Source organism: Pseudomonas sp. BIGb0558, from assembly GCF_024807515.1.
Lineage (GTDB): Bacteria > Pseudomonadota > Gammaproteobacteria > Pseudomonadales > Pseudomonadaceae > Aquipseudomonas > Aquipseudomonas yamanorum_A.
In genome coordinates this window covers 42,942-68,456 of sequence record NZ_JANUEW010000023.1, presented here as the reverse complement: position 1 = coordinate 68,456, position 25,515 = coordinate 42,942, and the positions used below count along the sequence as shown (strand labels likewise).

General features: G+C 58.0%; 30 protein-coding genes and 2 pseudogenes. 13 read left to right on the top strand and 19 right to left on the bottom strand.

Features of this window, described 5'->3' with window-relative positions; genetic code table 11:
• Positions 1–42: 42 nt before the first annotated feature.
• Entirely contained in the window at positions 43–966 is a 924-nt protein-coding gene (locus tag M2400_RS23320) for a sugar ABC transporter substrate-binding protein (RefSeq protein WP_259197555.1), read from the top strand.
• A gap of 53 nt (positions 967–1,019) precedes the next feature.
• Here the strand turns inward: M2400_RS23320 and M2400_RS23315 are convergent, their stop codons facing one another.
• A complete protein-coding gene (locus M2400_RS23315; RefSeq protein ID WP_259197556.1) occupies positions 1,020–1,220 on the bottom strand; it encodes a hypothetical protein in 201 nt (66 codons plus the stop codon).
• Between the two features lie 219 nt (positions 1,221–1,439).
• Here M2400_RS23315 and M2400_RS23310 point away from each other — a divergent pair, with 219 nt between their 5' ends.
• Both M2400_RS23310 and M2400_RS23305 read left to right on the top strand, forming a co-directional pair.
• Positions 1,440–1,985 carry a GNAT family N-acetyltransferase gene (locus tag M2400_RS23310; RefSeq protein WP_259197557.1) on the top strand — a complete coding sequence of 182 codons (546 nt, stop codon included), beginning with the start codon at positions 1,440–1,442 and terminating at the stop codon, positions 1,983–1,985.
• A 487-nt stretch (positions 1,986–2,472) separates the two neighbouring features.
• On the top strand, positions 2,473–2,841 hold the full coding sequence (locus M2400_RS23305; protein ID WP_259197558.1) for a hypothetical protein: 369 nt from the start codon (positions 2,473–2,475) through the stop codon (positions 2,839–2,841).
• Between the two features lie 35 nt (positions 2,842–2,876).
• Here the strand turns inward: M2400_RS23305 and M2400_RS23300 are convergent, their stop codons facing one another.
• The gene (locus tag M2400_RS23300; protein ID WP_177130880.1) at positions 2,877–3,212 is read right to left on the bottom strand and encodes a hypothetical protein; all 336 of its coding nucleotides are present in this window, start codon (positions 3,210–3,212) and stop codon (positions 2,877–2,879) included.
• Between the two features lie 559 nt (positions 3,213–3,771).
• On the opposite strand from M2400_RS23300, the pseudogene M2400_RS23290 reads away from it, so the two are divergent.
• A pseudogene (locus tag M2400_RS23290) lies at positions 3,772–4,644 on the top strand (response regulator); the annotation flags it as partial.
• A 7-nt stretch (positions 4,645–4,651) separates the two neighbouring features.
• Here the strand turns inward: M2400_RS23290 and M2400_RS23285 are convergent.
• Genes M2400_RS23285 through M2400_RS23275 form a run of 3 tightly spaced genes read right to left on the bottom strand, consistent with a single transcriptional unit; the run spans position 4,652 to position 5,855 of the window.
• On the bottom strand, positions 4,652–5,095 hold the full coding sequence (locus M2400_RS23285) for a DUF421 domain-containing protein (RefSeq protein WP_177130884.1): 444 nt from the start codon (positions 5,093–5,095) through the stop codon (positions 4,652–4,654).
• An 8-nt stretch (positions 5,096–5,103) separates the two neighbouring features.
• Positions 5,104–5,619: a hypothetical protein gene (locus M2400_RS23280; RefSeq protein WP_177130886.1), complete on the bottom strand. Its 516-nt coding sequence runs from the start codon at positions 5,617–5,619 to the stop codon at positions 5,104–5,106.
• 14 nt (positions 5,620–5,633) lie between these two features.
• On the bottom strand, positions 5,634–5,855 hold the full coding sequence (locus M2400_RS23275; protein ID WP_177130889.1) for a PLDc N-terminal domain-containing protein: 222 nt from the start codon (positions 5,853–5,855) through the stop codon (positions 5,634–5,636).
• A 218-nt stretch (positions 5,856–6,073) separates the two neighbouring features.
• Between M2400_RS23275 and M2400_RS23270 the strand changes: the two genes are divergently transcribed.
• The 4 genes from M2400_RS23270 (at position 6,074) to M2400_RS23255 (ending at position 7,772) form a co-directional block, all read left to right on the top strand.
• Positions 6,074–6,373: a hypothetical protein gene (locus tag M2400_RS23270; RefSeq protein WP_177130890.1), complete on the top strand. Its 300-nt coding sequence runs from the start codon at positions 6,074–6,076 to the stop codon at positions 6,371–6,373.
• Positions 6,373–6,657 (top strand): hypothetical protein, encoded by a 285-nt coding sequence (locus M2400_RS23265; RefSeq protein WP_177130892.1) that lies wholly within the window; start codon positions 6,373–6,375, stop codon positions 6,655–6,657. Before M2400_RS23270 ends, M2400_RS23265 begins: the two co-directional genes overlap by 1 nt.
• A 456-nt stretch (positions 6,658–7,113) precedes the next feature.
• Complete coding sequence (locus M2400_RS23260; protein WP_177130894.1) at positions 7,114–7,404, top strand: type II toxin-antitoxin system ParD family antitoxin; 291 nt, start codon at positions 7,114–7,116, stop codon at positions 7,402–7,404.
• 2 nt (positions 7,405–7,406) lie between these two features.
• Positions 7,407–7,772 carry a type II toxin-antitoxin system RelE/ParE family toxin gene (locus M2400_RS23255; protein ID WP_177130896.1) on the top strand — a complete coding sequence of 122 codons (366 nt, stop codon included), beginning with the start codon at positions 7,407–7,409 and terminating at the stop codon, positions 7,770–7,772.
• A 209-nt stretch (positions 7,773–7,981) separates the two neighbouring features.
• Here M2400_RS23255 and M2400_RS33645 read toward each other — a convergent pair whose 3' ends face one another.
• Together M2400_RS33645 and M2400_RS23250 are read right to left on the bottom strand one after the other, a co-directional pair.
• Positions 7,982–8,131 (bottom strand): integrase arm-type DNA-binding domain-containing protein, encoded by a 150-nt coding sequence (locus M2400_RS33645; protein WP_371131992.1) that lies wholly within the window; start codon positions 8,129–8,131, stop codon positions 7,982–7,984.
• Positions 8,132–8,455: 324 nt separating this feature from the next.
• Positions 8,456–8,803 (bottom strand): annotated as a pseudogene (locus M2400_RS23250) (phosphate ABC transporter ATP-binding protein); the annotation flags it as partial.
• Positions 8,804–9,130: 327 nt separating this feature from the next.
• Between M2400_RS23250 and M2400_RS23245 the strand changes: the two are divergent.
• Positions 9,131–9,898 (top strand): helix-turn-helix transcriptional regulator, encoded by a 768-nt coding sequence (locus M2400_RS23245; RefSeq protein ID WP_177130898.1) that lies wholly within the window; start codon positions 9,131–9,133, stop codon positions 9,896–9,898.
• An 8-nt stretch (positions 9,899–9,906) separates the two neighbouring features.
• Here the strand turns inward: M2400_RS23245 and M2400_RS23240 are convergent, their stop codons facing one another.
• The 10 genes from M2400_RS23240 to M2400_RS23200 form a co-directional block, all read right to left on the bottom strand.
• Entirely contained in the window at positions 9,907–11,223 is a 1,317-nt protein-coding gene (locus M2400_RS23240) for an OprD family porin (RefSeq protein WP_259197559.1), read from the bottom strand.
• Between the two features lie 254 nt (positions 11,224–11,477).
• On the bottom strand, positions 11,478–11,825 hold the full coding sequence (locus M2400_RS33640) for a DUF1353 domain-containing protein (protein WP_405046197.1): 348 nt from the start codon (positions 11,823–11,825) through the stop codon (positions 11,478–11,480).
• A 77-nt stretch (positions 11,826–11,902) separates the two neighbouring features.
• The gene (locus tag M2400_RS23235; protein WP_259197560.1) at positions 11,903–12,328 is read right to left on the bottom strand and encodes a hypothetical protein; all 426 of its coding nucleotides are present in this window, start codon (positions 12,326–12,328) and stop codon (positions 11,903–11,905) included.
• Positions 12,325–13,026, bottom strand: a complete 702-nt coding sequence (locus M2400_RS23230) for a FadR/GntR family transcriptional regulator (protein WP_259197561.1) — start codon at positions 13,024–13,026, stop codon at positions 12,325–12,327. Before M2400_RS23230 ends, M2400_RS23235 begins: the two co-directional genes overlap by 4 nt.
• A 35-nt stretch (positions 13,027–13,061) precedes the next feature.
• Positions 13,062–13,886, bottom strand: a complete 825-nt coding sequence (panB, locus tag M2400_RS23225) for a 3-methyl-2-oxobutanoate hydroxymethyltransferase (protein WP_259197562.1) — start codon at positions 13,884–13,886, stop codon at positions 13,062–13,064.
• Between the two features lie 80 nt (positions 13,887–13,966).
• On the bottom strand, positions 13,967–14,560 hold the full coding sequence (locus M2400_RS23220; RefSeq protein ID WP_177130909.1) for a nitroreductase: 594 nt from the start codon (positions 14,558–14,560) through the stop codon (positions 13,967–13,969).
• Between the two features lie 76 nt (positions 14,561–14,636).
• Complete coding sequence (locus tag M2400_RS23215) at positions 14,637–15,524, bottom strand: HlyD family secretion protein (protein ID WP_259197563.1); 888 nt, start codon at positions 15,522–15,524, stop codon at positions 14,637–14,639.
• 9 nt (positions 15,525–15,533) lie between these two features.
• On the bottom strand, positions 15,534–15,734 hold the full coding sequence (locus tag M2400_RS23210) for a DUF1656 domain-containing protein (protein ID WP_177130913.1): 201 nt from the start codon (positions 15,732–15,734) through the stop codon (positions 15,534–15,536).
• Positions 15,724–17,907 (bottom strand): FUSC family protein, encoded by a 2,184-nt coding sequence (locus M2400_RS23205; protein ID WP_259197564.1) that lies wholly within the window; start codon positions 17,905–17,907, stop codon positions 15,724–15,726. Before M2400_RS23205 ends, M2400_RS23210 begins: the two co-directional genes overlap by 11 nt.
• Positions 17,904–19,406, bottom strand: a complete 1,503-nt coding sequence (locus tag M2400_RS23200; RefSeq protein WP_259197565.1) for an efflux transporter outer membrane subunit — start codon at positions 19,404–19,406, stop codon at positions 17,904–17,906. The genes M2400_RS23205 and M2400_RS23200 overlap by 4 nt, the downstream gene beginning before the upstream one ends.
• A 176-nt stretch (positions 19,407–19,582) precedes the next feature.
• Between M2400_RS23200 and M2400_RS23195 the strand changes: the two genes are divergently transcribed.
• Together M2400_RS23195 and M2400_RS23190 are read left to right on the top strand one after the other, a co-directional pair.
• The gene (locus M2400_RS23195) at positions 19,583–20,530 is read left to right on the top strand and encodes a LysR family transcriptional regulator (RefSeq protein ID WP_177007525.1); all 948 of its coding nucleotides are present in this window, start codon (positions 19,583–19,585) and stop codon (positions 20,528–20,530) included.
• A 209-nt stretch (positions 20,531–20,739) separates the two neighbouring features.
• Positions 20,740–21,012 (top strand): DUF2790 domain-containing protein, encoded by a 273-nt coding sequence (locus M2400_RS23190; protein WP_177130917.1) that lies wholly within the window; start codon positions 20,740–20,742, stop codon positions 21,010–21,012.
• Positions 21,013–21,105: 93 nt separating this feature from the next.
• Here the strand turns inward: M2400_RS23190 and ispC are convergent, their stop codons facing one another.
• Positions 21,106–22,338: a 1-deoxy-D-xylulose-5-phosphate reductoisomerase gene (ispC, locus tag M2400_RS23185; protein ID WP_177007799.1), complete on the bottom strand. Its 1,233-nt coding sequence runs from the start codon at positions 22,336–22,338 to the stop codon at positions 21,106–21,108.
• Positions 22,339–22,710: 372 nt separating this feature from the next.
• On the opposite strand from ispC, the gene M2400_RS23180 reads away from it, so the two are divergent.
• Positions 22,711–23,454 carry an SDR family NAD(P)-dependent oxidoreductase gene (locus M2400_RS23180; RefSeq protein ID WP_177130919.1) on the top strand — a complete coding sequence of 248 codons (744 nt, stop codon included), beginning with the start codon at positions 22,711–22,713 and terminating at the stop codon, positions 23,452–23,454.
• Positions 23,455–23,512: 58 nt separating this feature from the next.
• On the opposite strand, the gene M2400_RS23175 is transcribed toward M2400_RS23180, so the two are convergent.
• Positions 23,513–24,142, bottom strand: coding sequence for a TetR/AcrR family transcriptional regulator (locus tag M2400_RS23175; protein ID WP_177130920.1), 630 nt, complete (start codon positions 24,140–24,142; stop codon positions 23,513–23,515).
• Between the two features lie 95 nt (positions 24,143–24,237).
• Here M2400_RS23175 and M2400_RS23170 point away from each other — a divergent pair, with 95 nt between their 5' ends.
• Positions 24,238–25,467 (top strand): NAD(P)/FAD-dependent oxidoreductase, encoded by a 1,230-nt coding sequence (locus tag M2400_RS23170; RefSeq protein WP_259197566.1) that lies wholly within the window; start codon positions 24,238–24,240, stop codon positions 25,465–25,467.
• Positions 25,468–25,515: the final 48 nt, after the last annotated feature.

Sequence of the window (25,515 nt, the reverse complement as noted above, 5' to 3'; positions counted from 1 at the left end):
TGGCCAGATCACACCAACAATAACGACAAACGGATCGACACCATGAAAAAGCAACTGCTCACCTTGCTGTTCAGTGTTTTGTTGTCCCCCCTGGCCCTGGCCGATGTGCGCATCGGCGTCAGCATCGCCCAGGTGGACGATGTGTTCCTGGCGCAGATGCGTGATTACATGGCGGCCCATGCCAAGCAGTTGGAAGGGGTCACCCTGCAGTTCGAGGACGCCCAGGGCGACGTGGTGCGCCAGCTGAACCAGGTGCTCAACTTCACCTCCCAGGGCGTGGAGGCGATCATCATCAACCCGGTGGACACCGCCGCCACCGCCAAGATCACCGATGACGCGCAAAACGCCCATATCCCGCTGGTATACGTCAACCGTCGGCCAGACGTGAAACACTTCCCCGAAGGCGTCGCGTATGTGGGCTCGGATGAGATCAAGGCCGGCGAGATGCAGATGCGCTACCTGGCGGACAAAATGGGTGGCAAGGGCAACCTGGCGATCATGCTCGGGCTGCTCTCCAACGACGCCACCCGCAACCGCACGTTGGGGGTCAAGACGGTGCTCAAGGACTACCCCAACATTCACGTGGTGGCGGAGCAGACCGCCGATTGGCAGCGCAGCAAAGGCATGGACCTGATGAACAACTGGATCGTGTCGGGCCAGAAGATCGATGCCGTGGCGGCCAACGCCGACGAGATGGCCATAGGCGCCGCCATGGCCATCCGCCAGGCAGGGTTGCAGCCGGGCAAGGACATTCTGGTGGGCGGCAGTGATGGCGGCCCAGCGGGTCTGGAAGCGATCAAGCGCGATGATCTGCTGGTCACCGTCTACCAGGACAACAAGGCCCAGGCAAACGGTTCGATCGACCTGGCCCTGCAGATGATCCGCAAGCAGCCGTACCAGACCGAACTGACTATTCCATACCAGTTGATCACCAAGGCCAATTACGAGCACTTCCTGAACCCTTGAGCCGCAGAGGCGATGGGGCAAGCACAGGCTTGCCGTGTGCGCCGGTGCCTGGGTCAGGCGATTGCCATCGTCGGTGGGTCGTCGAGGATTTCAATGTGGTCATACGCGCAGATGCCGATCATGTCCCAGTGCTCGGCGATGCGTCCGGTTACTTCAAGCTCCATACCGAAACCCAATTTTTCCGCCGTTTCACTGATGCTTTCGACATTCACAGTCGAGGTGGTGAGCACATTCTTCTTGGTGATGCCGTACACCCCAGTATCCGCTCTTGGCCGACAGCGTTCTGTCATGAATAGTTGCTGTGGCCAAGAGCTACCTTTCAGGAAGGGCAGCTAACGAGCTGTTACTCGGAAAATAATTCCGTGCCCTTTCCTACAGCGATGGCTCCATCATTACCCGTCACATTGGATCTTTCTTTATCAAAGTGCCGCTCTAGACTGGCTCCTACCGCTTGGCCAATCGGAAACAAACCCATGTCCGCCCCCGACTTCGACTGCCAACCCGATCTGTGCGGAAGTACCCTGAGGCTTAAACCTCTGGCAGGCAGTGATTTTGAAGGTATGTTTCAGGCCGCGGCTGATCCAGACATCTGGGGCGGCCATCCCGCCAGGGATCGCTATAAACGCGAGGTGTTCGAGGCGTACTTCGCCTCTCTACTCGCCACGAAGAAGGCGCTCGCCGTCATTGATATTGCCTCGGGGGATATCGTTGGCACATCAAGCTACTACACGCCGCCGGATCTACCGAACAGCATTGCCATCGGTTTTACATTTCTGGTGCGTGCGAAGTGGGGTGGCAATTCCAACCGCGAGCTTAAGCAGTTGATGCTGGAGCATGCATTCATGGCTTACGACATTGTCTATTTCCACATAGCGACTACGAACATTCGTTCGCAAACGGCCACGATGAAGTTGGGTGCGGTGCACTTGTATGACGCCGAACTGAAAATATCCGCCGCGCCTGCCTTGGCGAAGTGTTACGGACTAACGTGCGCTCAATGGAAGACGTCGCGGGGGTGAAAGGGGCGGTCACTCATCTATGGATGTTCCAACCCAAAACCTGCGGCTCGATGCCACTGGCGACTGTCCTTGCCCCCCCAGCCCCCCACGGCCGATGCCGACTTGTGGGAGAAACCCGGCGCCAGTCACCAGGATGTGGTTGCTTCCATGTTGGCGTGTGGTGAAAAAAATGGCTCCGGCGTTGATCCCAAGGCCAGTTTCCAAGAAATGGCCCAGCGATTTGTATGTATGAAGCGCGCGGGCTATATCCGGCGTGACGGTTTCGACATCTGTGCATTGCACCCCAAGGAGCCGTTGAAGGCCTGTGAGTCGGCGCAATGACGCCTATTGAAAACCCCGTAGGCTGAATTGCCCCCGGTATCTATAGGTACATCCAGCTGAATGCTTTCGACCAAGGATGTGTGCGCACATTGCCGATGAATCAAATAGCGTAGACAAACAACCTCAGGTCTTTCACATTCCATCTAAAACGGCTCAGGAAAAAGACATGCCTTCACGTTTGGCCTCCAGCTACCCAGATCTTCAACATGCATTGGACGCGATCATTCCAAGCAAAAAAATGGACGTGGCTACTCGTATTGTCCTCTGGACGGCAAGTGACGCCGGGCTAGATCCAGCCGAAATCATGGTCACGCTATCAAAGCTGGATCCAGTGCTGTTCGACAACCTTTGTGCTGAAATGGAGTTGCAGTATTTCAGACTCGCCGAGCTCGGAGATGAGATGCATCGACTGTTTTTCTGTAAGGCTCGAGCCTACAGCGCCAGCGCCTGGCTAGCTCGTGAGACGCCCTGCGAAGCCATTTACGAGTCGATCTTTACCACCGATAGACCGGTTGTTATTGCTGATTTTTTGTAAAAAAAGAACCTCCCAATCCTGTCCAATGGCGTCGTCTACATCGATTTAACCGATACCACATCCACGTACTTGTACTTCTTCCTGGCAGCTTTCACAGCCTCCTGCTCAGCAAGCAACGAGCTCAACGTATCGGCCTTGTGAATCAACTCGATCATTTTCCCCTCAAACTCGTTTCCAACACGCAACGTGACGCTCAGCCTGGGCGTAAATGCCTTCGCCACCTTCTTCTTGGCTGCTGGAACGACCACGGGTTTCGCAGGCACAACGTCTTCCACAGGCGCCTTTACTAGAGGGGCAGACACCTGCTCTTCGGGCTGAGGCGTACCAAATAGAGCACGACGCATTTCTTCTTCAGTTAATTCAGCGTTCATAGAACATCTCAAAGGGGACGATAATCAGCTCGATGTATTCTACTAGGATGGCTGCTCCAGCGTGTGCTCTGGAAGCCTGTGTGACCACTGTGAGTTCGGGCTACGCGCTCGCAATATTTCAGCGTGGTAACGGGCGTGCAGCCTATATTGCGCCCGCACGGACGGTAGCTTTAAGCTTGTCACAGCGATGAGGGGTAATTGTGCGCATCTTTTCCCGTCGGAGGTTCCCTGACAAGCTGCTCCTCCACCTATCGTCAGGTACGATCCTGACGACTCATCCACAACCGAGATCGTGTCATGCAAGATGGCTGCTGGCCCTTTCATCTCTTCGGAGCCAGTTTCGCCACGGAAGCCGAGGCGCAGAAATTTGTGTTTGAACATTGGGAGCCAGAGCCGCCTGAAGGCGCGAGCGAAGCCGAGTACGATGCGTGGGAAGAACGCAATCCAACCTGGCGACTAGCGGAAGATCTTCGGTTCTACATGGATTCAGACTTCGTTGAGCTCGCAGGCACTCCGGAGGACGTCATAGCGCAAATCCGCAGTCAATCCCAAAGACTGCGGCATGGCGTTCGTGGTGATTCTGCACCTGTCCCCCGATCATCAGAGTGTGGCGGACAAGATCATCCAGGAATCGACCCGTATGCCGGTGTCGCAGGTCAATGGCACTACGCCCATCGAAAAGAATCACGTGTATGTCATCTCACCAGCCCACCTTTTGACGATGAATGATGGCTATCTAGCAGTATCGCCATCCGTGCGCGAAGGCGGCTCGCATATTGCCATCGACCTGTTTTTCCGCGATCTGGCCGACGACAGCCTGGAGAAGATCTTTGACCTGTTCGGGCAGGCAGAAAACCAGCACCTGACGCATCAACGCGAGGGCCTCGGGATAGGCTTGTCCTTGGTTCGCCAACTGGTTGAGGCTCACGAAGGCTCGGTCAGTGTCCATTCCGAAGGGCCGGGTTTTGGCTGCACCTTCTCGATATGGCTACCGCTGTGCGAACAACAGGATCATCTGCCACCTGCTGACGCTGGACAAGATGACAATGACCGCCTGCACGGCGTCAAGGTATTGCTGGTGGATGACTCTGCCGAAGTGCTCGAAGTGCTAAATTTGTTGTTGGAGATGGAAGGCGCTCAGGTTAGCGCCTTCAATGACCCACAGACTGCGCTGGAAACAGCCCGCGATGCACAGTACGACTTGATCATCTCTGATATTGGCATGCCGAAAATGAACGGCCATGAGCTGATGCAGAAGCTGCGTACGCTAGGTCATTTGCGCCAGGTGCCCGCCATCGCCCTCACAGGCTACGGGGCCGGCAGTGACCAGAAAAAGGCGGCTGAGTCGGGCTTCAGCCCCCATGTCAGCAAACCGGTCGCCCACGACTCCTTGATTGATCTCATCGAAAAACTCTGTCGCTTACGGCGTTAAGCTGGGGCTATTCAGAAGGAATGACGGAAATTTTGCCGTTGCGCTCAAGGATCGCGAATTTGATCTGATGGATATCCACGATGCCTTGAGCGGATCGGGCGGCTTCGAGAATATCGCTTTCATCCAGACGCGCATGCTTGAGTCGCTCATGGAGCACCTTGCCATGCTCGACGACGATCGTCGGGCCGCCATCAAGCAGGCGGGAAAACCAACGTGAACGCTGTTTGACCAGCGACAAACCAATGTCTATCGCAATCAGCGTTGCGATCACCAGCACTGCATTGGTCAGCGAAAAGTCGTCGCCGAGCAATGCCTGTTGGGTCGCCTCGCCGATGACCATCAACAGCACCAGGTCGAAGGTGGTCAGCTCTGCAAGCGAACGCCGGCCAGCGATCTTGAACAGGATCATCAACACCATGTAGATAGCCGCTGCCCGTAACACCGAATCCATGATGCCCCCTAGGGATAGATGAACTGTGAGAAACCCAATGAGGCACCGGTTGGCAGCGAAACGCGCGTGGTAAAACTGCCCACACCGTCGCTGCGCACCGTCAGGTGCACGATCGCTTGTCCCGCGTTGTCACTGAGCACCCACAGCCTTACGCCCTCGCCTGCGGCACTTGCCTTGAGCGGCTGCGGTTGCAGCATTTCAACTTCAAAGCCGCGCAGCAATTCGCCGCTGATTTCCACTTCCAAGGGCTCGCGGGGTTTGCCTTCTAGATGGACGATCAACTTATCGGAAGAACCATTGCGCAGGAACCGCTGATACTCGACCCGCAGTTGCCCATCGGCACTGCGTGCCTCTGCGCTGCTCAGCGGCCCTTTGGAGAACAACCCTGCCAAGGTGAGCCCGATCAGCACAACCAAGCCGTACCAGCCCAATCGCTCGAAGCGCCAGACCTTGCGTTGCAAGACCATGTCTTCATCGACCGGGTAATTGCGGCTGTGCAGATCCCGATGAACAGGCTCCTTCATACGGTTCCTCTGACTCAGCCTTTACTGTGTTCTGGAGAGGACGGGCCTTTGGTGACGCCGCGCGGCCCCGCGATGCTCCAAATAGCCAACCCAACAAACGGCAAGACCACGACCACCGCCGTCCAACCCGCCTTGCTGCCTGTGCTGTTATCGCTGCGCCAAACGCTATTGATGACCCAAAGGTCCAGCAACAGCAGAACAATTATCAGGCCAATCCAGAAATAGGTTACTTGCATGACGCACCTCACTGCTACCGGTTATAGATCGTTAGGTTCGAGGGGCGGCGATGAGGTTCAGATTATTTGAAATGGCGGAACGTCGATCTAAAAAGGCGATAAGTCAAGCGCAAATGAATCGTTGAATTAATCGATATTTCAGAGAAAACCAATTTGATACGACGGCTTTGCAAGCGGGTCACACCACTATAGAGACCTGCTGATGAAGGATTTAAGCCATGCAATACAACAACACCCACACAAAAATGACGGCCTGCCGTCAGTTGGCCATGGAGCAGAATCAAAAGCTTTTCAATGAGGCCAATGCCCTAAGCAACAGTGCATTCGACTTGCTGGAGCATCCTGACTTCGACAGTGAAATGTTTGATGAATATCTGCGCCTTCGCGGCAAAGCCGAAGCGCTTTTCGGTGAGGCGATTGAACACCTTGGCGTGCTCAATGAGCATTTTCCAGCGCCCACGGCAAGCGTGGCGGCCGAGGGTGGAACAGTTGCCAGCCGCGAGAAGGAGGTTGCGTGATGAAAGATTCTCAGCGCGCGTGGGACCTGGCGATGGTGCTGATCGCAAACGGTAAAATCCCCTTCGATCCCGCCAATCCGAGCGGATCGGTAAAAATACTGTCGCGGCATTTGGACGCGCTGGAAACGGCACTTCACGAGGAGGCGATTCTGGCAGATACACCGTTGGCCCGAACGTTGGGCCACGAACACTTGCACATGCTCGGTGGTGGCAGGCCTGCGTTGGTGACTTCCTCCCGACCAAGCAGCGACGCTCGCCATACGAAAGATGCCACAATCCCATGACCGGGCATACCTAAGAGCAGGCGCGAACACGCTAAATCGACATCGCAAAGTTGTCCCTCTAGGGAGAGGAGATAGGGAGGAACTTTGCCGGTGTCATAAGCGAGCCATCCAGCACAGCTTTGAACTTAAGCTGAGCGCCATGATGTGACTGATATGGCGACAATATCCAAAGTGCATTGCAAAAGATCGGGGAGAACGCCGGATAGAACAAACAAGGCTTGTCCAATTGAAGGCACAAAGCACGCACTAACCAAACTGTCTCCTACATCCCGCCGCCAGTAGCTTTTTTGGATTTTGTCCGCGCGGTTCGGGTTCAGTACGCGCTGGACGACGCAAAGAATGAACTCCATACCACACAGTTCGTCAGATACAAATCCAAAACTATGCGTTCGCAGGTAAAATGGCATAATACGCCAATGATCGAAAAACCCTGTTTGCCGAAAGCTGGAGCTACTTATGGCGACGCGAAACGTTGTACTGACCCCTCACCAGGAACAGGTTATCCATGACCTGGTTCAGTCCGGCCGTTATCAGAATGCCAGCGAGGTAATGCGGGAAGGCTTACGACTATTGGAACAGCGCGTCGCCGAAGACACCGCCAAAATTGAGGCCCTACGTCAGGCGACCTCGATCGGCATCATGGACCTTGAGCACGGGTGCTTCACTCAGTTGAACGAAGGGGATCTGGAACACTACCTCGAGGGTTTGAGCCAGGACGCCACCCTCCCCGCGCGTGAAAAACACTGAGCGTGCCGCAGTATCGGATTTCCAACGCGGCGCGCGCCGACATTGTCGACATCCTCAGGCTCTCCCAAACGCAGTTCGGCGATCAAGCACGCCATCGCTACCAGGCGCTGATCCTCTCCGCGCTGCAAGCGATTGCCGACACGCCCTATCGCATTGGCAGCCACGACCGCGATGAGCTTGCACCGGGCCTTCGCAGCTATCACCTCATGTATTCACGCCAGCAGGCTAAACACCCCCGCGGGACGGTCAAAAACCCGCGCCATATCGTGTTCTATCGTATGGCAAACGACGACGTGATCGAAGTGATCGACGTCGTCAGACTCCTGCATGACGCCATGGACGTGCAACTGCACCTGCCCAACGACTGATCACCGACCTGGCGCCTACGGCTTAACCGGCCATGAACAACGAAGGTTAGGTGCTCGACCCCACATCACAACCTAAGTGCACTCGCTGTCAGCCGATTCGCTGGCCAATTGAAGCGGGAGGTTTTGGGTCTGACCGGACTATCGAGATCCCCGCTCTGAAACACGATATCCAACGTTGCGTACCACTTCCAATGCTGAATAGCAGCTTCTTAGGCGTTTTTCGTGGCCAGGCGCCTGGCATTACGCTCCATCTGCATATAAACACGTGGGTCGATGCCCCTGGCGACAAGTGCCCTGGCGACATCACGCAGAGCGCAAGCATCACGCAGGCTAATCTCAGGATAAGTATGGAGAGAAATACGAGGTTGCTTATAAGTGGATAAATCGCTAAATCACGTCTCACGAAACACTTCAACAAGATGATAATCAGCGGCAGCCCTATCTGTTATTCGTGGAAAATGACAGGGCAGTTGAAAGGGGATAAAAGGTGTGGGCAGTAGTGGGGTTACGTACGTAGTCGTCCACTGCGAAAGTTTGATGTCGAGCGTTACCAATCCCAGATTGGACCACAGCGCTTTTTAACGCTCTGGGCCAAGAGCAGACGTTCGATCCTAGTCGGGACGCGGCCCCTAGGAAATACCCACCGAGAAGAAGGCGTTTGTATCAGCCACACAAATCTCCTACCTCATGTTGTGGATCACCAAGATGAAGGTGTAATTCTTCTTCAAGACGACCACCAACTCCTCAACCCAACGCGATGCTACCGGGTCGAGCGCCGAACAGGGTTCATCCAGCAATTGCCCCCCCGTTCGGCGGCGATCGCCAATGAGATACACAGCCGTAGCTGCTGGCGACCGGAGATGGACAGGCCGCAGACCTTTAGCTTGCCCCTGACTTTATCCCACAGCGCGTCGCCGTGCGGGGGGGCTTGAGGCGGTCGCCCAGATCTCCCTAGTAACGATCAAGGCGCAGGCGACGGCAAGGTTGTCGAAAACACTCATAGACAACAAGTTCGGTGGTTGATACACCAGCATGTCCCAGGCCATTACCGACCCATTGTGGTCTTACCAGCCAGAACGAGCCGATCACGATCACCGGCACCATGACCGTGTACGGCCCATCAGAGCCAGCCTATACCTCGTAACCACAGTATGTTTTCTCGTCAGTGCGACCAAACAACGCCGGGGCACTATGCGACTCCCTAAATGAATTCCATGCAATTGCAGGATTTTTAAGCACACCGGCGGCCAATGCCGTAGCTGGTCAGGAAGCTGGTTGTTTGACCTTGATTACTACTCGATAGCTGAAATAAAATGGCAAGATAGTCCTGTTTTATTGAAAAATAAGGGTTTCCCGCCATGATTGAGCAACAGCTATCTGTCTCTGGCAAAGTCCCGGTATCGGGCTTGGCCCGGGAGTATCTGCCGGGCGCTCTCGAACCTCATATACACGACAATCATGCGCAAATCATGTACGCCGTCAAAGGCGCGATGACAGTGTTGACAGCCGAAGGCATTTGGGTGCTGCCGCCGCAACGGGCACTGTGGATACCTGCCGGGGTAAGCCATACTTTCAAGCATGCCCGCCCCGTTTCGCTACGAACAGTGTATGTACGCCATAACGCACCAAGTATCCCGAACTGGGCTCATTGTTCAGTATTGAACGTAGACACACTGGTGCGCGAGCTGATCCTGGCCTGCGCGCAATTGCCCAGTGAATATCTCGATGACAGCCGTGAAGCCCGCTTGGGGATAGTGCTGCTGGATCACTTGGCGTTACTGCAGCAGGATGCGTTTTACTTGCCTGAGCCCAGCGACAAACGAGCAGTGCGCGCCGCCAATATAATCAAGGAAAACCCTAACGACACCCGGCCGATTAAGGATATTGCTTCTGAGGTTGGCGCCAGTGCACGTACTCTGGAACGCTTGTTTTCAGTGCAAACCCGAATGGGGTTTGGGGCCTGGCGCCAACGTCTTCGGATGATGGTGGCGTTAGAAAACCTGGCAGCCGGCGAGTCCGTCAGCAGCACCGCCGCCACCATTGGCTATGAGAGTTCCAGCAGCTTTATCGCCGTGTTCCGTTCGGTATTCGGCTGCAGCCCGGCCAAGTACTTCGCCAAGCGTTGAGCCCGCGCTTACAGCAACGGAATGCTGTAGCTGACCATCAGGCGGGTCTCGTCCTTGTCGGCGCTGTCGTTGCCCCTGAACACAGCGCCACGCCACATGAACCCCAGGCCCTTGAAGGTGCCGGTAGGGATCACATAATCGATGCGCAAATCACGTTCCCACTCTGAGTTGCCGCGGCCTGCCGTGCGGATATTGGTGCCGTGCATGTAGGTCACGCTGGACTTCAAGCCCGTCAAGCCTAGGCTGCCAAAGTCGTAGGAATAGCTGCCGACAGTGGTCTGCTCCCCAGCGTTGACGAACTTCAGTGACTGCGAGTTGGTGATCAGATAGACCGACCGGCCTTGGCCTTGGTTGATGTGCGGGAAGTCACTTTCACCGGTGGTGCTCTGATACCCCAGGCTCACCGAGTGGCCTTGCAGCGAGTAGGTGAACATGGCGCTCCACAGACGGTTGTCGACCTTGCCGTTGTTGACGCCAGGGCCGTAGTACCCCGCCGAGACATAACCCTCGTCGCGCCCCGCCGCGCTGGAGTTCTTGCCATCAGAGGTACTGATGAATCCGCGCAGGTCCGTCTTGAGGTGGCCCACCGGCAGCTGCCAGTTGTGCACTAGGCCAAAGAAGTGCTGCTGGTAGAAGTTTTCCAAACTGCCGTAGTAGTACTGCAATAGCAGTTGCTTGTTGACGTTGTAATCCACGCCACCGTAGTAGAACTGATTGCTGAACTTGCCCTTGACCGGATCGTTGGCCCCGGCGATGGACATGCTCTGACCATTGCTGGAGTTACGGTCGAGTACCTGCTCGATTTTACCCGCGACGAAGCTGAAGTCCTGCAGGTCCTTGGAGTCCACCTGATAGCCACGGAAGGTCTCGGGCAACAGCCGACCATCTTCGTAGACCAGCACCGGCAATTTGGGCATCAAGTTACCGACTCTCAACGTGGTCTGGGAAATACGCAGCTTGCCGGTGACCCCGGTCTTGCTGAAATCATCGGCGGCATGGCCATCGTCCAGCGGGAAGACACTGCCCGGCGTGTTGTCCGAGTTTGCCTTGCCGGTACGGCCAGAAGCGTCCAGCCGCACGCCATACAGCTCCTGCAAATCCAGACCCAGGCCTACCACGCCTTCGGTAAATCCGGACTGGAAATTGAACATGAAGGCCTGGCCCCATTCCTGGTCCGTAGCGGCCTTGGCATTGCGAGTGTCCTGGTTGAAATAAAAGTTGCGCAGGTCGAGGGTGGCCTTACTGTCATCAATAAAACCCGATGCGGCCGCCTGTTGCGCAACGCCCAGTGAAACGGCCAAGGTCAGGTAAAGTTTGTTGTTCATGAAGGCTCCGGAAAGTGAACTAGGCTGCCCGTCGACCCTGTGATGCCAGCCGTTTTTTTGTTGTAGGCAAAGTGGTACTTATTCGACGGGAGCGCGCACGGTATCGACTTGGGAACCTTGAAAACAGCCGCCAAAACGGACAATCACCTTTTCACCTCCCGCAACAATATCCACTTTACGCACACGAGAATTTCCCACGCTCGTCATTCACCCAGCGCGATCATCCCGCCAATCCCAAAAATGCATTCGCAGCCTTACGCCCTCTTTGCCCACCCCGCCCGCTTCCAGGTAAAACGGCCAATAACGCGTGCGCCGAACCACATCGCACGCGCCACAGGCCTCGCAACTTCGCCCTCTTGCAGGGCTCGGTAAAAGATCCGATCAGCCTCGGTTTTGCTGAATACCTGGGCAAGATGCGCATAGAGATACCGATGCAAAATGACAGCCCGTACTATCGGCGCAGGGCCTACTATGGAAGCCGGGTACCCAGCAGGCACAACGGCCCAACGATTGTCGCGGGTCAGGTAGCGCAACGACTCGGCAAGCTCCCAGCGTCGACTGGTAGGCGATTGCCGCAGTACTAAGTCACTATGAAAAGCCATCAGGCTGATTCTCCGAAACCAAAGCGCCAGCGACCCCTTGCAGGCGATCGCTGTCTGTTTTGAGGGGCGAGCGTGCGCTACAGCACGCCGAACTGATGTTCTTCACGGTTGAACAACGGCCGCGACTTGAGGCGCACGCGGGCCTCTGCGAGGATTTGGCCACACGCCTCAATCAACGGATCCAGCATCTCGGGTAAGCGCCGTTGCAATGGCAGATGTCCGGCTTTGGATTTGCGCGAAATCTGCGCCAACGCCGCCAGCAGGTCCAGCTCATCGGGACTGATGAAGGGGGACCCGGGGCCCAGCAGATCGAAGGCCGGCGAGAGTTGCCCGGCCGCCTGCACCAGTGCCTCGAATACCGCGATTCGCGCAGGCTCGATCCCGATCCGCTCCAATAGCGCCTCGGCCTTTGCCGGCTCTCGCCAGCCCATGGCCCTGAGGCCTTTCAACAGACACTGCTCCACCGGCGAGCAATGGTTGGCACACACGATCACTCGCTTCACAGCACACTCCCGTCACGTTCCGACAACCAACTGAGTTTCTCCAACATCGGGTCGAACATCACCCGCACCGCGGCAACCGCAGCGTCCTCATCGCCATAAATAATGGCCTGGACCACGCGGGCATGGGCTTCAAGCCCCGGCTCATACAACTCGTTGTCGGCGAAGATCGCCAGGTACTGGCTATGGAACGAGGAACTGAACGAGCGGTACATCGACTGCAACACCACGTTGTGTGAAGCCACCGCCACCGCGCCGTGCAAGGCCTGGTCGCGGTCGACAAAATCATCCAGCTCATCGCTGATGCTGTACTCGCCACGCAGAGCCAAGGTGCGCCACAGCCGGCGAATGTCCTCCAGGGTGCGACGGCGAGCGGCGAGCCGGGCGGTCTCGGCTTCCAGCAGGTATTGCGCCTCCAGATGGTCACGGATGGCGATGCGGTTCCGGGTGCGGAAACTGTCGACGCGGTCCATCCGCGAGCGCACAAAAATGCCTTCACCGGCACGCAGTTCCAACACCTGCCAATTGATCAGGAACTTCACTGCCTCGCGCACGGCGAAGCGGCTGCCGCCAAACTGATCGGCCAACTCGCCCTCCGAAGGCAGGCGGTCGCCACGCCGCAAGGTTGCGTTGGATACCTGCTCGCGAATGCCATCGATGATCGAAGCGACCCAGGAGTGATTGCATAGACTGGCGTACATATCGTGCCTCCTGCGTTTTCACGCACGGTAAGACATCAGGACTTGTTCCTGATGTTGTAAAGCTCTGCGGCCACGGGAAATGCGCCGCTCCTGACGTCGCTGGCGTAGGCCACCACTGCCGCCTGGATCAATTCACGTTGCTGGCCATAACGCCGGACAAACCTGGGGGTCCACTCGAACATGCCGAGCATGTCATCCACCACCAGGATCTGCCCGTCGCAGGCCCGGGACGCGCCGATGCCAATCGTAGGTATGGCGACACCCTCGGTTATCTCCCGGGCAGCCTCTTCCACCACCCCCTCGATCACGATGGCAAAGGCGCCAGCATCGGCTGCTTCGCGCGCCTGGCGCAGCATCAACTGACGCTCCTCGAGGGTATGGCCACGAGTCTTGAAGCCGCCGGCGACGTTGACGGCCTGCGGCAGCAAACCGATATGGGCCATCACCGGAATGCCGCGTTGTACCAGGAACGCGATGGTGCGGGCCATGCCGTCGCACCACTCGACCTTGACCGCCTGGCAACCGGTTTGCTGCATCACCTGCACCGCTGCTTCATAGGCTGGACTCACGCCTCCTTCGTAGCGGCCAAAAGGCAAATCCACCACCACCAGCGCCCGCCGTGAACCGCGCATGACGGCCTGCCCATGCAGGATCATCATCTCCAGCGTCACCGCCACGGTGTTCGGCAAGCCGTGCACCACCATGCCCAACGAATCTCCTACCAGCAGGACGTCCACTTGGGCATCCAGCAACGCCGCGACAGGTGTGCTGTAGGCGGTCAGGCAGACGATTTTCTCCTGGCCCTTGCGGCGGACGATGTCGGGAACAGTGATACGTGTAGGGTGATCGTGATGGGACATGGTGTGGCCTTTGTAGGAGCGAGCTTGCTCGCGATGGAGGTTAACGATGACGCTGGCTGCCTGATTGACCGCGACGCCCCCTATAGGGGTTCGCTCCACTGGCTGACGAACTCGCTGGGAGACTGGCGTCGCTTGGCGGGCCGCTCTTTGGTTGGCGTACCGACGTAAATGAAACCGAGCAACTGATCCGCCTCGCCCTTGAGCCCCAATGCACTGCGCACATCCGGGTCATAAGCGTTCGGACCGGTCGCCCAGTAGCCGGCGAATCCAAGGGCATGCAAGGCATTTAACAGGTTCATGGCTGCCGCGGCGGTGGCCAGCATCTGCTCGATCGCCGGCACTTTGCTGGCGCTGGAAATATGCGCACCGACCGCAATGATCATCGGCGCGGCCGTGGCCTGGGCCCGAGACGCCTTGCCACTGTCCAAGGGTTTAGCCTTTAGGGCCGCGCGGGCAAATACCTCACCCAGCGCATGCAGTGCCTGATCCTGGATAGTGATAAACCGCCATGGCCGCTGCTGGGAGTGATCCGGCGCGCAAACCGCCGCCTCGAACGCCCGATTCAGCGTGTGGGCGTCCGGTGCCGGCAATCCGAGCGGCCAGTGGGACTGACGACTGAGCAGCAGTTGCAGCCCATCGTGTTGAGTGTCGGTGTGGAGCAGTAAGGAACCCATCTTGGCAACTCCTGAGAAGATAATGCCCAGGCAGTATGGAGATTGATTCTCATCTAGACTCATCACGTCACGCCAATTAGTCTCTCGATTGCGCCACGTTGCTGCCAGCCGTGCCGGGCTTGACGATCACCGTGACGGTGATCCCTGCCGCCAGCAACACCCCGGCCGGCAAGGGATCCAGGTGAATGCGTACAGGCACTCTCTGGGCCAGGCGCACCCAATTGAAGGTCGGGTTGACGTCGGCGATCAGCTCGCGGCTTTGCGGATTGTCCCGGTCGTAGATACCCCGGGCGATGCTTTCGACATAACCGCTCAGGTCTTCACCGCTCATCAGTTGCAGGTCTGCCCGATCGCCGACATGGATATGGGGCAGCTTGGTCTCCTCGAAAAAGCCGTAGACCCAGAACGAGTGCATATCCACCACGGCCATTTTCGCCTCGCCGATTTTTGCGTAGTCGCCGGGATGCACGTTGAGGTTGGTCACGTAGCCATCCGCCGCCGCCACCACTTGGGTGCGCGAGAGGTTGAGTTCTGCCGCCGCCAACTGCGCTTGCGCCAGTTGGTAATCGGCCAGCGCGGAATTGGCGAGGTTGCTGGCGTCTTCGCGGCTTTCACTGGAAATCACAAGGTTGTCCATGTCGGCACGACGCCGGGCATTGACTGCGCGCATCTCCCACAGCGCCTTGCGGGATGCGACTTGCGCCTGGGCCTGCTTGACCGCCCATTGGTAATGTTCGGGGTCGATCTGCATCAGCAGTTGGCCTTTGTGCACTTGCTGGTTATCCAGCACCGGGACCTTGACCACCACTCCCGACACATCGGCCGCGACGTTGATCACATCGGCGCGCACTCGCCCGTCTCGCGTCCACGGCGTGTCCATGTAGTGCAGCCACAACAGGCGTCCCAGCCACAGGGCGACGGCCAGTACGAGCAAGGTTGCGAGCAGACTGAGTAACTTCTTCATACGGGACTCTCAACGGTAAACGGTCAGCGCCAGCGCGCCGAAAATGCAGGTAAAGACACTCAGGCGCAGCAGCGCCGGGTGCCAAAAAAATCGGTACAGGTCGACCCCGGAACAGAGCATGCCGAGGGCCCAGGCCAGCGCCGCAGCAATGAAGAAAATCAAGGTCATGGTCGGCACATAGACGCCGTGGAAAGCGATCTCACGAAGCATGGGAGACTCCTGATGGCGCATGCAGGGCCAATGGCGATTGAGGGTCCAGTAACGAAGTACGGATGAAATGCAGGTAGCTTTCCACCCGGCGCAAGGCCGAGGTCTCGAAGTGCGCGGCAAAGGGTTCGCGGGTCTGATGCACGCACTCGATAGCGTGTTCGACGCTGGCCAGCGCCCGCTGCAAATGCTGCGGGCCGGGCTTGACGAACAAACGGATCAACGCCCGGCCCATGGCACGGATGGCCTGGCGCCAGGGCATGGATTCGGCATAGCAGGGATCGTCGGGCAACTGCGCTTGCTCGCGGCGCAACTCGATGATCGCGTGGCCCACGGCCAGCACCACGAACATCCAGCGCAGCAGGCGGTGCTGCACTAGTGGCTTGCCCGCCGAGAAGTTGTAGGCCTGGTTCAGCAGATCGCGGGTACCGCTTTCAAAACCGGATCCCAACGCCTGCAACGGCGCACTGATGGCGAATACCACCTGGCGGCGCAGGTCCTGCTCCAGTCGGCGCCACAGCCAGGGGCTATTGGGCGGCAATACGATGGCCCCCGCCGCCGCACAGACCAACATGCCAAAGATCATTGCGATGTAGTCATTGATCAGCCCATAGGGGTTGTAGATCGTCAAGTTGCCGGGCACCGAACTGGTGCCGAAAAACACCAGCATGCCCAGGCCATAACCGGCCCATTGCGGCCTTGCCAGCCAGAACGAGCCGACCACGATCACCGGCGCCATGACCAGGCACAGCAAGGCAAAACCATCGATCAGCGGGTAGACGAAAAACACTTCGAAAATCCCGATCACGGCCGCCAGCACGGTACCGCAGGCAATTTGAAACGACATGCGCTTGGGGTTGACGGAGAACGCCGACAGGCCAACGGTAAGCGCCGACACCAACGTCATTGCCGCACCACTGGGCCAACTGGTGCCGATCCACAAGGTGCTGAGCACCAGCAGCACCACCGCCGAACGCAACCCGGCAGCAATGGCTGCCAGCCAGTTGGTCTGTGGCTGGAAAGACTCGTCCCACTGCTCGCGTACATGGTTATGGTCGGCCAGGGACGCGTGGGTCTGGGCGTAACTGTGCAGTTCATCGACGAAGCGATAGAGCAGTTCGTAGGCGGTATGAAAATCCAGCAGGTCATCCGCCCCCGGCATCGTCTGCTCCAGTGCGGCACGCAAGCGGCGGACATGGGCCGGCAAGCCGCCTTTGTAAAGGTGCAGGTTGGCTGACAACTGCACGGCATCGCGGTCAGTCAAGGCATGCCCGGCGAAGGGTTTGAGCACCTCGACCAAATCGCTCAAGCCAGGGTCGATGGCCTGGACCACGGCCGCTCCACCGCGCAGATGTACCCGCTCAAGCAGTTGATGCAACGCGTTGAAACGGGTGGTGATCGCCATGAACTCGCTGTTGAGACGATTGAGCCGGCCATTGCGCCGCCGCATGTCCGGGTCCTCGAACACGGTGACGCTGCGCATCACTTCCAGGCCAACGGCTTCGGCGATAAAGCGCAGGTTGGCGCTTTCAAATGCCGCCTGGTCGGTGGTGTTGCGCAGGCCGCTGAGCACAAAGCCGGCGAAGCGGCCAAAGCGCTGGTACAGGGTATTGCGCATGGCGGCGCTGGCGGTATTGGGAAATACCGTGGCGCTGATCAGGCTCGCACACAGGATGCCCAAAGTGATTTCCAGCACCCGCCAGATGGCAGCCATGAACACTTGCTCCGGGTGCCCGACCACTGGCAGCCCCACCATCACCGCCGTGTAGCCGGCCAGTACAAAACCATAGGCGCGAAAATTGCGATTGCGCGCCGCCCCGGTGGAGCACACGCCCACCCACAACGCCAGGCCGGCCAGGAACAGCTCGGTGCTCTGGGCGAACACGGCCATCAACAGCACCATGAAGGATGAGCCCACCAAGGTGCCAATAAAGCGATAAATACTTTTGGCTAACACATGCCCGCTGTGAGGCTGCATCACGATAAATACCGTGGTCATCGCGGTACTCGGTTGCGGCAACTCCAGGCGCATCGACAACCACAGGGTCAGGTAGGACGCAATCAACACCTTGCCCAAGTAGAGCCACATCAGCCCGTCAGTGCGCGCCCAGTCCAGCATGCCACCGCGCCAGGGCAAGGCGACAAGCCAGCGGGCCAAGAGTATTGGGCGGCTCATCGATGCAATGCCTCAAGCCAGGCCGGGGTCTTGGCGGGTAGGGTTTTGCCGGCCGGTGGAGAGTCGGCGTCCGTCAACAATCCACCTCCCAGCGCCACCGCCAGAGCGGCGTGCGCCGTCAATTGAGCCGCTTGCAGACGTTGCTGGATCTGTTGCTGTTGGAACAACAAGGTCTGGGCATTGAGTACGCTTAGATAGTCGGTCAGCCCCCTGGTGTAGGCGATCATGGCGATGTCATAGGTTTGCTGGGCGCTGGCGATCGACTCGCCGACCGAACGCTGCTGTGCGTCCAGGGAACGGCGCCGAATCAACTGGTCGCTGATGTCCTTGAACGCATGGATTAAGGTCTGGTTGTACTCGGTGATGGCGATGTCATACCCGGCACTGGCTTGCCCCAACTCCGAGCGCAAGCGGCCGCCGTCAAAGATCGGCAAGGACAACGCGGGGCCCGCGCTGTAGTTGAATTTTTGAGCGGAAAAGAACGTCAGCATCCCGCCGCCGCTGGCCATGTAGCCGAGGCTCCCCGCCAGGTTGACATTGGGGTAGAAACCGGCGTGGGCCACGTCAATGCCACGGGCCTGGGCAGCGACAGCCCAGCGGCTAGCGACCACATCCGGGCGATGCCCCAGCAGTTGCGCTGGCAATGCGACGGGCAACGGGATGGCGTGTTGCAACGACAACGTCGGACGCAACAAGCGGGCGCCCTGCCCCGGACCCTTGCCTGCCAGGGCCGACAACTGGTTGTCGTCCAGGGCAATCGCCTCATCCAGCGCCTGGCGTTGCCGGCGGGTTTCACTCAGCGGCGAGCGCGCCTGGCTGACGTCCAGTTGAGTACCGATGCCACCCTTGAGCCGGCGCTGGGCCAGTTCGAAAATCTGCTCTTGCTGGGCCAGGGTCTCCAGCACGATATCGCGCTGGGCGTAGTGCAGGGACAGTTGGATATAGGCCCGCACGATGTTGCTTTGCAGTTCCAGCCGGGCCAGTTGAGCCTGCGCCGCACTGCGGTGCGCCAGGTCGACGAACTGCTCTGCGCGATTACGGTCCTGGCCCCACAGGTCCAGCGGGTAGCTGAAGCCGAGGGAGGCGCTGTTGTCCCAGGTGTGGCTGTCGGACAAACCGCCGGGGCCGTAGAACTGGTCGTCTGGCCAGCCTCGGCGCTTGAGTGCCATGTCACCGTCCACCTGCAATGACTCTTGCGACTCGGCAAGCCCGGCCAGCGCTCGGGCCTGACGCACTCGCGCCGCCGCCATGGCCAGGCTGGGGCTGCTGACCGTGGCCTGCTTGATCCAGCGGTTGAGTTGCCCGTCACCGTAGGCGCGCCACCATTGCGTCGCCGGCCAGCCGGCGTCGCTGTTGGCCGCAGCGATAGCCGCGCCGGAGGCCAATTCACTGACAGTGCGGGGGTGTTCCAAAGGTGCGATGCCGTGGGTGGAGATGCAGCCTGCCATCACGGCGCAGAGACACAGGGTGCAGCAGAAACAGAAGGTGGATCGAGGCACGCGGACTGACTCCCGAACGGCTGGGACATGAGGTCGGTGACTCTAGGGGCTTGCGTCCGGGTCAGTAAGTCATCACGAACGTGAATAATTGTTACGTAAATCAGGACAATAAATATCGTTTACAGCGATGTGTTACTTCATGTCACACTAAAAAACGTTCCCGCTGGAGAATAACGATGGACATTTTGCAAAATATGCGAACCTTCCGCTGCGTGGCCGAGACCGGTAGCTTCACCGGCGCAGCAGTGCAGTTGAATACCACCACTACCAACATTTCCCGGTCCATTTCCCACCTGGAAGCACACCTCAGGACGCGCCTGTTCAACCGCACCACGCGGCGCACCGCCCTCACCGAGTCCGGCAAGCGGTACCTGCTGCGCTGCGAGCAAATCCTGCAATCGGTGCTGGAAGCCGAACTGGAGGCCGGCGATGCCCACACCCGACCGACCGGCCAGCTCAAGGTGCATTCGATGACCGGCATCGGCCAGCACTACGTTGTGGATGCGATTGCCCGATACCGCAAGAACTACCCGGACGTGACCTTCAACTTGAGCATGAGCAACCGCACGCCAAACTTGGTGCACGAAGGGTTTGACGTGTCGATCGTACTGGCCATCGATCTGCCAGATTCCAGCCACGTGTCGCAAAAACTGGGAGCCACCTACAGCATCGTCTGCGCGTCACCCTCCTACGTGAAAACCCACGGCGCGGCGCAAAGACCCCAGGACCTGCTCAACCATGCCTGCCTGCGGCTGGTCAGCCCCGTCATTCCCCTGGAGGACTGGACATTCGACGGTCCCAACGGCAAGGAAAACGTCAGCATCGGCAGCTCCCCATTCCTGGTGGACTCCGTCGACGCCATGAAGGCAGCGATCAGCAACGACATGGGCGTGGGGATCCTGCCGGTGCACGCGGCGATCAAAGGGCTGCGCAACGGCACCCTGGTGCGAGTATTGCCAAAGTACCGCCTGGAAGAACTAAGCCTGTATGCCATTTATCCTTCCCGACAATACCTCGATGCTAAGATCAGGACGTGGGTTGAATACCTGAGAAGTTCATTGCCTGAAGTGCTGGCAGACCATAAAGCAGTGTTAAAAATACGCGACATGGTCAGTTTCGGTTGATGCTTAGGCATAAATGCATTTTTTGAAAAAGTATATGGACAACACTGATATTTCTTATCTCCAGCATTCTTTCTAGACTTGTTTATCGCCAGCGCAGGATGCGTGGCGACAAAGCTTTTTCCTCTAAAACTCACTGCCGGCAGCGCCCTGAACACCTCTTTACAGACCGTGAAGCCAGTCGCTGCTGCCTGTAGGAACAGGTCGGTACCATGAAAAACATAATGATGTTTTCACTGATGGCTTTTTCCACGCTGACACTTGCCCAACAGTCTTCCATCACACTTGAACCCACTAATCACACCACGACCCTAGATACACAAGAGTACACTTACGCAACCCCGCTCGATATTGCCAAAGTCATTAGTATGGAGGCGGTGCCGAATGTGTGTGAAGTAGTGCCGATGACCATGACGTATGAAGACAGTGCGGGCCGCAGGCATGTCTTGAACTATCGAGTGATGGGCACCGGATGCACCAACTGACCGATATTCAAAGACATGAAGCCAAGTAACCGCTAGCCGCGCCCGGCACATTGCACCAGGGTTCGACAGCCACTACGGGAACCTTGGCTTGTCCTAAAGGTGGTTTTCCCTGAGCCACCGCTTGCCCCACCTGCGCGCGTTCGCGTCCGCCTCCATCACGCCATACAGATCCCTGACTTGCCCAACCGGCTCATTGTCCAGCACATGGCGGATGCAATCGGCGATTTGGGTAAAGCCAATCTGGTTAGCCAGGAACGCCTGCACCGCCACTTCGTTGGCCGCATTGAGCAATGCCGGTGCCGTCCCACCCGAGTTGGCGACTTGGCGTGCCAAGGCCAAGCATGGAAAGCGCGTCTCGTCCGGCACTTCGAAATCCAGCCGCGCCACCTTGAACAAGTCCAGCGGTTCCACCCCTGAATCAATCCGCTGTGGCCACGCCAAGGCATGGCTGATGGGCGTACGCATGTCCGGGTTGCCCAGTTGCGCAAGCATAGAGCCGTCGACGTAATCCACCAGGGAATGAATGACGCTCTGCGGGTGAATCACTACCTCGACCTGAGAAGGTTTGGCGTCGAACAGCCAACAGGCTTCGATCAACTCCAGGCCCTTGTTCATCAGTGTGGCCGAGTCGACCGAAATCTTGCGGCCCATGGACCATTTGGGATGGGCACAAGCTTGGTCTGGCGTGACGCCCTGAAGCTGATCCATGGGCGTTTGTCGAAACGGCCCGCCCGAGCCGGTCAGCATGATCCGGCGTACGCCAGCGCTGGCCAGCCCCTGGCGCGAGTGCGACGGCAGGCACTGGAAAATCGCGTTGTGCTCGCTGTCGATGGGTAACAGCACGGCGCCACTGGTGCGCACCGCTTGCATGAACAGCGCACCGGACATCACCAGCGCCTCCTTGTTGGCCAGGAGGATTTTCTTGCCGGACTCGACTGCGGCCAGCGTCGCGTTCAAGCCCGCCGCACCGACGATGGCTGCAACGACCGTGTCCACGTCGCGGTGGCTGGCAACGAACTTCAAGCCGCTCTCGCCGCCCACGACCTGGGTCAACGAGCCGGCGTCGATCAGTTGCTGCTGAAGCACTTTCACCGCTTCCGGGGTAGGCACTACCGCATAGTCCGGACAGTGCAGCAGGCATTGTTTTTTCAAGTGGTCTAGTTGGCTGAAACCAGTGAGTGCGAACACTTTGTAGCGCTCAGGATGGCGTGCGATGACATCCAGCACATTGACCCCCACTGAGCCGGTGGCACCCAGCACGCTGATGGTTTGCAGGCGGTGGCAAGCGCCTTCGAGGGTCGCGGAAAAGCGCTCATGGCTGTACATCCCGTGTGTACTCCGGTTCGTGGCGATCACTTGCCGAATAACAGTTTTCGGAGCGGTAGCGATTTTTTTATCCGGTTTAGGCGACATAACTGGCAAAGCCCGATGTGAAGGAAACAAGTCGCCATTAACCAAGGAAAACCTGTGCCCCGTCATCGCCATCACGTCAACAAACATCGCAAAGGTGCCAAGCCTTTGCTCCCCCCTTCCCAGCACGGCACCAGAAGGCCTACACCCTGTTATTACGACTACAGGAAGAGCGAGTCAAAACGACTATTAAAATTTCAACTGATTAATTTTTAACCGATTAATAACTGGCACGATTTCTGGTCAGTGCACGCTGCCTCCCCATACACAACCTACGAAGAGATCCCTATGAGTAATGAATTCAACCATCGCCTGGCTGTTGTCACCGGCGCCAGTTCGGGCATTGGTCTGGCTGTCACTCAACGACTGCTTGAGCGTGGAGCCCAGGTGATTGCGATGTCGCGGCAAATTGGCGAACTGGGCCAGTTGGCAGAGCGTTTCGGCGACAAACTGGTCTGGCTGGCGGGGGACGTTACTCAGGCAGCCGATCAGGCACGCCTGGCACAAATGGCGGCATCCTTCGGCCCAGTGGATTTCCTGGTGCCCAATGCAGGGATTGTACAACTGGCCGACGGCCTCGACCTTACGGCCTTTGACCACCAATGGGCGGTCAATGGTGCGGGAGCGCTCAACACCTTGGGAAGCCTTCGCGGGCAGTTTTCCGCACAGGCATCGGTAGTGTTTATCGGAACCTTTCTGGAACAAGTGACCTTCCCTGGGCTGGCCGCCTACATTGCCTCAAAGGCGGCGCTGCGGGCTCAGGTGCGGACCCTGGCGGTGGAATTGGCGCCCCACGGTATTCGCCTGAACATGGTTTCGCCCGGCCCCACCGCCACACCCATCTGGGGCACCTTGGGGCTCAACGCCGAGGCCCTGGACTCTGTCGCTACCACCGTCAACCAGCGCCTGCTCAGCGGCCAGTTCCTTGAGGTAGGCGCGGTGGCCGATGTCATCCTGTTCCAGTTGAGCCAGGGCGCACGCAGTGTGTTTGGCCAGGACTGGGTGGTCGATGGTGGCTACACCCTGCGTTGAGGTTTCGTACGCAATGCGCGGCACGGGCCTGTGCCGCGCTCAGGCTACGGCGACGGGATCAACCCGCCCGTGGGTAGGTCAGGAACGCGTGGATGGCATCCACGATTGCCGCCTCAATGCGGACTGTATCTAGGTCATGGGGAGGATGAAGCACCGCCGTATGAACCAGTGATTCCGTCATACGCATCGTCATCCATGCCGCCAGCGCCAAGTCTGAATGTGCAACAGCATCCGGATGCTCTTGTAGCAGGCGTAGGATATGCCGATGAATATCCCCGCTCAAACCGGGCTCATCAGTGGGCCTTTCAAAAAAAGGTCGTTCCTTCTCCAATTGACGGTGCAATTCTGGCTCCATTTCATGTGCGGCCATGGCTGCCCGCACCAAACGAACCACCTCACCGCGTAAACCGTGCCCACCAGGTGCGGCGAGAATCGCCTCAATAGACTGCGCCATTTGTTCAGCATGACGGTTATGCAGCGCGATCAGTATCGACGCCTTGTTAGGGAAATACTGGTAGAGCGACCCGATGCTGACGCCTGCCTGCTGCGCAACCACATTTGTGCTCATGCCGGCGTAGCCGTGCTTGAGCAAAACACGAGCACTGGCTTGCAAAATGGCATCGACCATTGCCACAGAACGGCTCTGGCGAGGGAGTTTTCGAGGCTTTGTCAGGTGGGATTCAGGCATGGTCTGGCGCGAGTTGAGAACACGAGTGATGACTCGTATTGTTGATACTCCAGTGTCCCGCGTCAACAAGCAGACCTGACTTAAAGAGGAATACCATGAAAAGCATTTTGATTATTGGTGGCGGCTTCGCCGGTCTCTGGAGCGCCGCGTCCGCCGCTCGACAGCTTGAAGCACTGGGTGAAGCGGCTGACATCACCCTGATTAACCCTGATCCTTGGCACAGCATCCGCGTACGCAATTACGAAAGTGATTTATCCGATACCCAAGTCGATCTGGCGTCCGTATTAGCACCGATTGACGTAACGCTTTTAATTGGCAAAGCGACGTTTATTGATCACCGTAGTCAGGTTGTCCACACCGATGTGGAGGGCGACTCTCAAAGGCTGCACTACGACAAACTGATTTTGGCAAGCGGCAGTCACTTGATGCGCCCAGATACTGCCGGCGTGAACAAATTCACCTTCGATGTCGACTCTTATCGTGCAGCATTACGGCTTCAGCAACACATTGACAACCTGTCAACCATCTCTGTTAGAACCGGCCGCTATACCGCTTTGGTGATAGGTTCCGGGGCTACAGGCGTAGAGCTGGCTTGCGAGCTGCCCGCCCGCCTTCGCGCCTCAGCTCTCGCCAGTAATGACCCTTCGGCTGTAGAACAGGTGCGGGTAATACTCGCTGATCGGGGACCGACGATCGCAGGACGACTGGGCGGCGGACAACCTGTAATCGAGCGCGCTTGCCGTGAACTGGGTATTGAATTGATGACGAGTTTTGCACTGAGCAGCGTGGACAGAGAAGGTGCGCTTCTCACCGACGGCACCCGACTGCCAGCTGCGACTGTGATCTGGTGTGCCGGCATGCAGGCGAATGAACTGACCGAATGTATCGATGCCGATCGTGACACTCAAGGTCGATTGAAAGTCGACGACTGCATGCGAGTGATTGGCTCAGACAATGTGTTTGCCGCCGGCGATGTCGCACACGCTTTGATCGATGGCGAGCGCCCTTCAGTGATGTCCTGCCAGCACGCGCGTCCCATGGGCCGTTTTGCCGGTCATAACGCCGTCAATGAACTATTCGGTCTTCCCTTGGAGCCATTGAACATTGACTGGTACACCAACATCATCGACCTCGGCCCCTGGGGGGCTGTGTATACCCAAGGCTGGAGTCGCGTGGCTGTTGCTCAGGGCATGGAGGCTAAGAACACCAAATCCTTGATCAATCGCGAGCGCATTTACCCGCCTCGCTCAGGTACACGCGAACAGATCTTGGCAGCAGCGGCGCTGGACCTACAGCGACCTCCCCAGCTCAAACCAATCGGCTAAGCCGAGACGAGAGCCTGGTCGATTAATATCGTCAATGCCCTGCAGGTT

Coding starts and splice junctions, on each gene's coding strand:
- M2400_RS23320 (WP_259197555.1), top strand. CDS start 43: ATGAAAAAGCAACTGCTCACCTTGCTGTTCAGTGTTTTGTTGTCCCCC.
- M2400_RS23310 (WP_259197557.1), top strand. CDS start 1,440: ATGTCCGCCCCCGACTTCGACTGCCAACCCGATCTGTGCGGAAGTACC.
- M2400_RS23305 (WP_259197558.1), top strand. CDS start 2,473: ATGCCTTCACGTTTGGCCTCCAGCTACCCAGATCTTCAACATGCATTG.
- M2400_RS23300 (WP_177130880.1), bottom strand. CDS start 3,212: ATGAACGCTGAATTAACTGAAGAAGAAATGCGTCGTGCTCTATTTGGT.
- M2400_RS23285 (WP_177130884.1), bottom strand. CDS start 5,095: ATGGATTCGGTGTTACGGGCAGCGGCTATCTACATGGTGTTGATGATC.
- M2400_RS23280 (WP_177130886.1), bottom strand. CDS start 5,619: ATGAAGGAGCCTGTTCATCGGGATCTGCACAGCCGCAATTACCCGGTC.
- M2400_RS23275 (WP_177130889.1), bottom strand. CDS start 5,855: ATGCAAGTAACCTATTTCTGGATTGGCCTGATAATTGTTCTGCTGTTG.
- M2400_RS23270 (WP_177130890.1), top strand. CDS start 6,074: ATGCAATACAACAACACCCACACAAAAATGACGGCCTGCCGTCAGTTG.
- M2400_RS23265 (WP_177130892.1), top strand. CDS start 6,373: ATGAAAGATTCTCAGCGCGCGTGGGACCTGGCGATGGTGCTGATCGCA.
- M2400_RS23260 (WP_177130894.1), top strand. CDS start 7,114: ATGGCGACGCGAAACGTTGTACTGACCCCTCACCAGGAACAGGTTATC.
- M2400_RS23245 (WP_177130898.1), top strand. CDS start 9,131: ATGATTGAGCAACAGCTATCTGTCTCTGGCAAAGTCCCGGTATCGGGC.
- M2400_RS23240 (WP_259197559.1), bottom strand. CDS start 11,223: ATGAACAACAAACTTTACCTGACCTTGGCCGTTTCACTGGGCGTTGCG.
- M2400_RS33640 (WP_405046197.1), bottom strand. CDS start 11,825: ATGGCTTTTCATAGTGACTTAGTACTGCGGCAATCGCCTACCAGTCGA.
- M2400_RS23230 (WP_259197561.1), bottom strand. CDS start 13,026: ATGTACGCCAGTCTATGCAATCACTCCTGGGTCGCTTCGATCATCGAT.
- panB (WP_259197562.1), bottom strand. CDS start 13,886: ATGTCCCATCACGATCACCCTACACGTATCACTGTTCCCGACATCGTC.
- M2400_RS23220 (WP_177130909.1), bottom strand. CDS start 14,560: ATGGGTTCCTTACTGCTCCACACCGACACTCAACACGATGGGCTGCAA.
- M2400_RS23215 (WP_259197563.1), bottom strand. CDS start 15,524: ATGAAGAAGTTACTCAGTCTGCTCGCAACCTTGCTCGTACTGGCCGTC.
- M2400_RS23210 (WP_177130913.1), bottom strand. CDS start 15,734: ATGCTTCGTGAGATCGCTTTCCACGGCGTCTATGTGCCGACCATGACC.
- M2400_RS23205 (WP_259197564.1), bottom strand. CDS start 17,907: ATGAGCCGCCCAATACTCTTGGCCCGCTGGCTTGTCGCCTTGCCCTGG.
- M2400_RS23195 (WP_177007525.1), top strand. CDS start 19,583: ATGGACATTTTGCAAAATATGCGAACCTTCCGCTGCGTGGCCGAGACC.
- M2400_RS23190 (WP_177130917.1), top strand. CDS start 20,740: ATGAAAAACATAATGATGTTTTCACTGATGGCTTTTTCCACGCTGACA.
- ispC (WP_177007799.1), bottom strand. CDS start 22,338: ATGTACAGCCATGAGCGCTTTTCCGCGACCCTCGAAGGCGCTTGCCAC.
- M2400_RS23180 (WP_177130919.1), top strand. CDS start 22,711: ATGAGTAATGAATTCAACCATCGCCTGGCTGTTGTCACCGGCGCCAGT.
- M2400_RS23175 (WP_177130920.1), bottom strand. CDS start 24,142: ATGCCTGAATCCCACCTGACAAAGCCTCGAAAACTCCCTCGCCAGAGC.
- M2400_RS23170 (WP_259197566.1), top strand. CDS start 24,238: ATGAAAAGCATTTTGATTATTGGTGGCGGCTTCGCCGGTCTCTGGAGC.